Annotated in this window: 3 protein-coding genes; all 3 read left to right on the top strand. The window is 44.2% G+C overall.

The window, feature by feature from the left end:
* Nucleotides 1–726 (top strand): SDR family NAD(P)-dependent oxidoreductase (locus A2517_RS03785; RefSeq protein ID WP_294894297.1); only part of this gene is annotated, 726 nt, incomplete at its 5' end.
* Between the two features lie 24 nt (nucleotides 727–750).
* Complete coding sequence (locus tag A2517_RS03780) at nucleotides 751–2,826, top strand: molybdopterin-dependent oxidoreductase (RefSeq protein WP_294894295.1); 2,076 nt, start codon at nucleotides 751–753, stop codon at nucleotides 2,824–2,826.
* A 2-nt stretch (nucleotides 2,827–2,828) separates the two neighbouring features.
* Nucleotides 2,829–3,161 carry a YraN family protein gene (locus A2517_RS03775; protein WP_294894293.1) on the top strand — a complete coding sequence of 111 codons (333 nt, stop codon included), beginning with the start codon at nucleotides 2,829–2,831 and terminating at the stop codon, nucleotides 3,159–3,161.
* The last annotated feature ends 173 nt before the right edge of the window (nucleotides 3,162–3,334 follow it).

The following is a 3,334-nucleotide window of genomic DNA, read 5'->3' as shown; positions in this document are numbered from 1 at the left end:
AGCGGTTTAGGTGAAGCATTAGCACTTCATTATGCATCCGATAAAAATCACCTCGTATTGATCGCTCGCAGAGAAGATCGTTTGAATGATGTGGCAAAGCGATGTCGAGATAAAGGCTCTGAGGTTGAAACGATTGTTGCCGATGTGAATGATTTTGCACGGATGCGGGAAATCGGGAGTGAACTCTCACAAAATCAAATCGACCGAATTATCCTCAATGCCGGAGTATCGGTCGGTCATGGTGGGGGAATCACACCGTTTGAGGATTTTGAACGGCTCTTTAAAACCAATTTTCTGAGTGTTCATGCTTTATTGGAGCCGATCATTCCAAAACTGATGGAACAAAAATCGGGTGAGATCGTTTTTATCTCCTCCCTTGCCTCGTTGTTTACTATGCCGACCTCCATCGCCTACAGCAGTTCCAAACGGGCACTCAACGCCTATGCGGAGGGGTTGCACTATCAGCTTCGCTTGCATGGGATTACGGTGATGACAATCATGCCGGGGTTTATCGAATCGGAGATGACGCAGAAGAATCAGTTTAAAATGCCATTCTTCATGTCTACCGAAGAGGGGATTAAACGGATTACAGAGGCGATTGAACGGAAAAAAATCCGGTATGCGTTCCCTTTTAGATTTTACTTAATGATTCGAATTGTCTTGTTATTTCCGCAGTCCTTAAGAGACAAAATTGTACACTTCACTAATTTTAAAAAGGGTGCATAACCCGTACTATCAAGGAAATATCCTATGGTGATCGACAGCGTTTGTACCTATTGCGGTGTAGGATGTGATATTTCCGCTGAGGTGGAAGATAACAAAATCCAAAAAATCTTTGCTAAAGAAGAGGGTCTTGTCTCTCAAGGGCGTTTGTGTATTAAAGGGAAACAGGGGTGGGACTTTGTAACCCATCCCAAACGTCTTCGCAATGCACGTGTCCGAAAGTCATTTTTAGCGAAAAATGCCGCACTCTTTGCCGATTTGGATATGGACTATCTTGAGCCGGTCGATCATGATTTTTACGAGATCAGTTATGAGAGTGCGTATGAACTTGTTGCCCGTAAACTCAGAGCGATTACGGATCAATACGGTGCGCACAGTTTTGCTGCGATCGGCGGGGCACGTACCAGTTGTGAGGGGTCGTATCTGTTTCAACATTTTACCCGTCACGTAGTCGGTTCTCCTCATGTTGACAACTGCGCCCGTGTCTGTCACTCCCCCTCACTCAAAGGGATGCGTACCACGATCGGCGAGGGAGCTATGACCAACCCGTTTGATGACATTTATGAGACTGAATATATCGTGGTAATGGGGTCTAATACCACCGAAGGGCACCCGATTGTCGCCAACCGTATGCTCGATGTGATTAAACAAAAAAATATCGAACTTGCCGTATTGGATGTTCGCCGTATACAGCTTTCCAAATCGGCGACGAACCATTTGAGTATCCCCTATGAAGCGAATCTGATGATTCTCAACATGATGGCGTATGTTATCCTCTCAGAGAATTTGGTTAATACCGAATTCGTTAATGGACGGACTAAAGGGTATGAAGAGTATAAAAACGCCATTCTAAATGATCCGTATGCCAACCCTGAGTTTTTATTGCAGATTCCAGGATATGAGTCGTTAGTGGAAGAGATTCGTATGGTTTCTCGCAAATATGCGACCCGTAAAAGCCTTTTTTTCTGGGGCCTTGGGATTACGGAACATTTGGATGGTTCGTATGCCGTGATGGCGATAACCCATTTGGCTATGTTGACCGGAAATATCGGGAAACGGGGTGCAGGGTTGATGCCGCTTCGAGGTCAGAATAACGTGCAGGGGACGTGTGATGTCGGAATGCTGCCGTATTACGCTCCCGATTATCAACCGCCTAAAGAGGTGGGGATGATGACTCCCGATTTAATCAATGCGATGGTTGAGGGGAAAATCAAAGCGCTGTACAACATCAGCGAAGACATTGCCCATATCCATCCGAATCAAAACAAAATCCACGCCGCTTTGGGAAATCTTGATCTTTTGGTTGTGAATGAACTCTTTGATAACGAGATTACCAAATTTGCCGACATTATCTTCGGGGTAAAAAGTGCGTATGAGAAGACGGGTGTTTATGTCAATGCGGAACGCCGACTCCATCTCTCTCAACCACTTATTAATGTAATGATGCCCGATGACTGGGAAGTAATCGCCGAAATTTCCAAACGTTATGGTACTGATTTCGGATTTAAAAATTCGCGGGATGTATGGGAGAGGGTACGAGTCGATGCTCCGATCCGTTTCGGGGGGGCGAGTTATGAAAAACTCGAATCTAATCGCTTGCGCGGATTACAATGGCCTGTGCAGGAAGAGGATTTACCGGTATTGCATATCGATACGTTTCGAACCAAAGATGGAAAAGGGAGCTTTCACTACCACCAATACTCGCCGCGCGGTCAGGTCGAAGAACTCATCAATACTCAACGTCATGAGGGGTACTACCTTACAACGGGGCGTGTTTTGGTCCATTATAATAACGGCGCCCAAACCAATGCGTGTGATAAACTCCACCGCAGTCACAGTGAAGACACCTTGCTGGTGAGTGTCGAAGATGAGGAGTTTTTTGAATACAAAGATTTTGTCGTTCTTAAAAGTGAGTATGGTCAGAGCGCGCCGCTACGGGTAAAAGTGAGTTCAACCGTCAAAAAAGGGACTCTCTTTACGACCTTTCATCATGCCAAGAGCAATATTAACTTTCTCTTCGGAGATGAGGCGGATGAGTTGATAAAAACTGCCCGTTTTAAATCGATAAAAGTCGAGGTGATCAAACCCGACTATTTGGATTGATTGTGCATACCCGCGCTCGTGGCAATATAGCCGAAGAGCGGGGGTGTGAGTATCTTCGACAAAACGGATTTAGAATACTTGATCGGAACGTTTACAACCGTTTCGGAGAGATCGACATTATCGCTCTGCGTGATGATGTAATCCATTTTGTTGAGGTAAAAAGTGCCCAAACGTATGAGCAGGCAGTCAATAATATTACCCCTTCAAAACTTCAAAAACTGCACCGTACTATCCAAACCTATATTCAGAATAAACGGCTTAATCTTGATTATTGTATTGATGCTTTGATTATTAGTGAGGATACTTTAGAGTGGATAGAAAATATCACGCTGTAAAATGCGAATGTTTTATTTTGACTTTTATACGTCAAATGCTATAATCTTTTAATAATTTTTTATGTTATAGAAGGTTTTACAATGCAAAGGCCTACACCAACGGATGTTGAAGTGAAGTTTGAAGGCGGCAATATGATTACGGAGACCGATCTTCATGGCAAAATTACCTATGT

The organism is Sulfuricurvum sp. RIFOXYD12_FULL_44_77 (assembly GCF_001830725.1).
In the GTDB taxonomy this organism is placed as follows: Bacteria; Campylobacterota; Campylobacteria; order Campylobacterales; family Sulfurimonadaceae; genus Sulfuricurvum; species Sulfuricurvum kujiense_A.
The sequence above is the reverse complement of the archived record's forward strand: the minus strand, read 5'-3'. Positions and strand labels throughout refer to the sequence as shown.